Origin of the sequence: Paenibacillus sp. AR247 (genome assembly GCF_002968895.1) — a bacterium.
GTDB classification, from domain to species: domain Bacteria; phylum Bacillota; class Bacilli; order Paenibacillales; family Paenibacillaceae; genus Paenibacillus_AQ; species Paenibacillus_AQ favisporus.
Window position 1 is genome coordinate 1,280,494 of record NZ_PCZT01000009.1, and the last position, 3,556, is coordinate 1,284,049.

The window sequence follows — 3,556 nt, forward strand, 5'->3', positions numbered from 1 at the left end:
AACGGTTCCGCCGTCTCGACCTGTACCAGGTCCACGCCCGTCGTGACGCTCATCTCCTTGTCTTTGCCCGGTTTCAGGGATTGCGCCACGGCGAACGCTTTGCCGGCTTTAATCATATTCATCCCCTGGTCGGCGTCCGAGGTCAGAATGTCCTTGTCGAACCAGCCGTTCTGATACCACTGATGCATCCGTTGGAAGAAGTCGATGAACTTGGGATCCTCTAGCGTATCGATCGCCTTGAGTTCCTTGCTTCCCCGCGGAACGGCCAGATTCGCCACGATCCCGTCGTAATTGGCCGCACTCCAAGTATTCGTGAACTTGCTGGAGACGATCGGGGTCACGGCAGGCTCGTTGTCTTTAATCGTTTTGAACATCGCTTCCATATCTTCCAGCGACTTGACGCCAGTAATATCGAATTTGTATTTTTCCACCAGCTTCTTGTCGAGCAGGAAACCGAAGCCCTGTCCGAATTCCTTCTTCGTCGGCAGCGCGTACAATTTGCCGCCGATCTTCGAGCCTTTAATGAAGTCATCCCCGAGAATTCCCGGAATGTCCTTGCCGTACTGCGCCATCAGCTCATCCAGCTCCACGAACTGGCCTTTGGCCACATCCTTGGCATACGAGAACCAGCTTGCCGTAAACAGCAGGTCGAACGGCTCGTTGGAAATCTTCATCAGGTTGGTCTTGTCATCCCATGACGCCCATTCAATCGGCCTCAGTTCGATCGTCGCGTTGATTTTTTCCGTCAGGTATTTGCTCATCTCATCCTGGACCAGCTGCAGATCCTTGGGTGCGGACGCCGGATACACCAGCGTAATTTTATAAGGCTTCAGACCGGTGCCGCTGTCCGAACCGGTGCCGCTGGCGGCCGTGCCCGAAGCTTCGCCGGAGTCACCTGCACCTCCTTTGCCGCAGCCCGTCAGGGCAAGCATTCCGCACAGCATCATGATCAGCACCAAATGGTAGGCTTTTTTCATTGTCGACGCTTCTCCTCTCAACGATTAGATAATGTAGAGTCAGCCCTTGACGGCGCCGCTCGTTATCCCGCTGATGTAATATTTCTGGAAGAACGGGTAAGCGAACAGCAGCGGGGCTATCCCGACGATGGCCAGCGCCATCCGGACCGTTTCCCGGGGCATCTTGGCCAGCAGCTCGCCCACCTGGGCAGAGCTTCCCGATTTCATCAGCAGGTTATTGGTTAACGTTTTGGTTCATCAAGTACTGGATGTTGTACAGCTCTGGCTTATCAATAAACAGCATGCAGTTATACCAGTCGTTCCAATAAGACAGCGTGTTGAACAGCCCGATGGTCGCCATGATCGGCAGCGACAGGGGCAGGACGATGCTGAAAAATATCCGGATTTCGCTGGCTCCGTCAATGGTCGCCGACTCCACGACCGACTCCGGAATAGTCGATGAGAAGAAGCTTCGCATCAAGAGCACGTTGAAGGCGCTCAGCAGCAGATTGGGAATGATCATGGCGAAAATCGTATTTTTCAGGTCAAACATGTTGACGTACGTCATATACCAGGGCACCATCCCCCCGCCGAACAGCATCGTAAAGAAAATATAAAAGGATAACGTACGCCGCAGGGGCAAATCCGGGCGGGACAACGGATAGGCGAACAGAGCTGTCATGAGCAAACTGACCACCGTTCCGATCAGTGTCGTCAGGATGGTGATGCCGTAAGCCTTTGCAATCTCCGAGAAATCATTAAACAAAAACTGGTAAGCAGCAAAGCTGATTTCCTTGGGGAACAAGGAATACCCCTTCTGCAGGATCGAATCCTCGCTCGAGATCGACACCATAAAAATCAGTATAAACGGGATCAATGATGCCAGTGTAAAAGCCCAGAAAAACAGGTGGATCAAGGAAGGGCCGATGATTTTTTTCACGCTTGCTGTCCTCATGACGTTCCTCTACCTTTCTTGGAAAAATCAATACACGATTGCATGCGGCTCCCTAAAACAAAGCGTCGCGCTTGTTGATCCGCCGGACGGCTGCGTTGGCTGCCAAAATCAGGACAAAGCAGACGACCGATTGATAGAAGCCTGCTGCCGAGGACATCCCGATGTCGCCCGACTGCGTCATCGCCCGGTACACAAACGTATCGATCGTATTCGTGGTCGGGATCAGCGCGCCCGTGTTCATCGGCACCTGGTAGAACAAACCGAAGTCGCTTCTGAGGATTCCGCTGACCGCAAGCAGTGTCATCGTAGTAAGGACAGGCGTGATCAGCGGGATCGTAATCCGCGTCATCTGCTTCCACTTGCTGGCGCCGTCGATGGTTGCCGCCTCGTAATACTCCTTGTCAATCCCGATAATTGCGGCGAAATAGATGACCGACAGGTACCCTACGTTCTTCCACGCGTTAACGATCACGAGAATATACGGCCAGTAGCGTGGCTCGCCGTACCAGGAAACGGCTTCAGCGCCGAACCATTTGGCGATAAGCCGGTTCACCAGCCCGCTTTCAACATTCAGAAAGCTGTAGACCAGGTACGCCACAACGACCATGGAAATGATGTGCGGCAGCAGAAAGGTGCTTTGGTAGAACCGGGTGATGACCTTGTCCCTGATTTCGTTAATCAGCAGCGCTGCGAGGACGGCCAGCACCAGATTCAGGACGATAAACACGAAGTTGTATAGAAAGGTGTTCCTCGTAATGACATAGGCGTCCTGGGAGTTGAACAAAAATTTAAAGTTGTCCAGTCCTGCCCATTCGCTTCCCCAAATGCCGTCGACATAATTGTAATTTTTGAAAGCCAAGATGACGCCGTACATAGGGATATAGTTGTTGATGAATAAATAAATAACTCCCGGCAGTGTCATCAGCAGCAGCCATTTGTATTTCTTCAGTTGTCTCCGGAACGTGGAAACCCGCCGGATCTTTGCCGGGCTCACCGCATTCCGGTCAAGCTGCACCGCCTCTTGCATGATCTCACTCCTTTTTGTCGTTTCGTGACCTGTAACCCCTTACAATTCCGATTCTATACGGTGCAAGCAAAGTCCGGCTACCACGATGATGACTTCCTGCTAACGCTCTGATGACTTGTTTGCCTAATTCCCAAATGGTGGTTGACACTCCGTACGGGAATCTTTATGCTAGGGGCTGATCGATCCTATGAAAGCGAAATCATCTTTGGGGAGGTTGACCCATGAGCAATGCAAATGCCGTTTCGCGCGTATTCATTCTGGGAATGGACGGCGCCGGCAGCTTTATTCAGCACACGGCTACACCGGTCATCGACGCTTTTCTGGCAAAAGGGGCCGTCACCTATGACGCCCAGGCGCAGTCGCCGACAATCAGCGCGGAATGCTGGGGCTCCGTGCTTCACGGCGTCGTACCGGAGAAGCATGGATTAACGAACGAGGTCGCTGCGAGCGAGCCTTATCCTGCCGAATCGCCTTACCCTTCCGTATTCCGGCTTGCAAGGAAGGCATGGCCCGAGGCCAAGCTCGCCTCCTTCACCAGCTGGAGCCCGATCAATGACGGGATCGTTGAGGATGGCATCGGAATACATAAAGAATCTCTTCCGGATGCGGATCTGGTTC

At 53.0% G+C, this 3,556-nt stretch carries 4 protein-coding genes and 1 pseudogene; 1 reads left to right on the forward strand and 4 read right to left on the reverse strand.

The annotated features are described in order from the left end of the window. From CPT76_RS14080 to CPT76_RS14090, 4 genes are all read right to left on the reverse strand, one after another. Positions 1-977, reverse strand: a 977-nt coding sequence (locus CPT76_RS14080) for an ABC transporter substrate-binding protein (protein ID WP_146116318.1), incomplete at its 3' end; no start/stop codon positions are given. A gap of 39 nt (positions 978-1,016) precedes the next feature. Then, positions 1,017-1,160 carry a hypothetical protein gene (locus CPT76_RS41410; RefSeq protein ID WP_308737580.1) on the reverse strand — a complete coding sequence of 48 codons (144 nt, stop codon included), beginning with the start codon at positions 1,158-1,160 and terminating at the stop codon, positions 1,017-1,019. 31 nt (positions 1,161-1,191) lie between these two features. Further along, positions 1,192-1,896 carry a carbohydrate ABC transporter permease gene (locus tag CPT76_RS14085; protein ID WP_308737581.1) on the reverse strand — a complete coding sequence of 235 codons (705 nt, stop codon included), beginning with the start codon at positions 1,894-1,896 and terminating at the stop codon, positions 1,192-1,194. A gap of 67 nt (positions 1,897-1,963) precedes the next feature. Continuing rightward, the gene (locus CPT76_RS14090) at positions 1,964-2,833 is read right to left on the reverse strand and encodes an ABC transporter permease (protein ID WP_200631077.1); all 870 of its coding nucleotides are present in this window, start codon (positions 2,831-2,833) and stop codon (positions 1,964-1,966) included. 326 nt (positions 2,834-3,159) lie between these two features. Here CPT76_RS14090 and CPT76_RS37375 point away from each other — a divergent pair. Beyond that, positions 3,160-3,556: pseudogene (locus CPT76_RS37375) on the forward strand (alkaline phosphatase family protein); the annotation flags it as partial.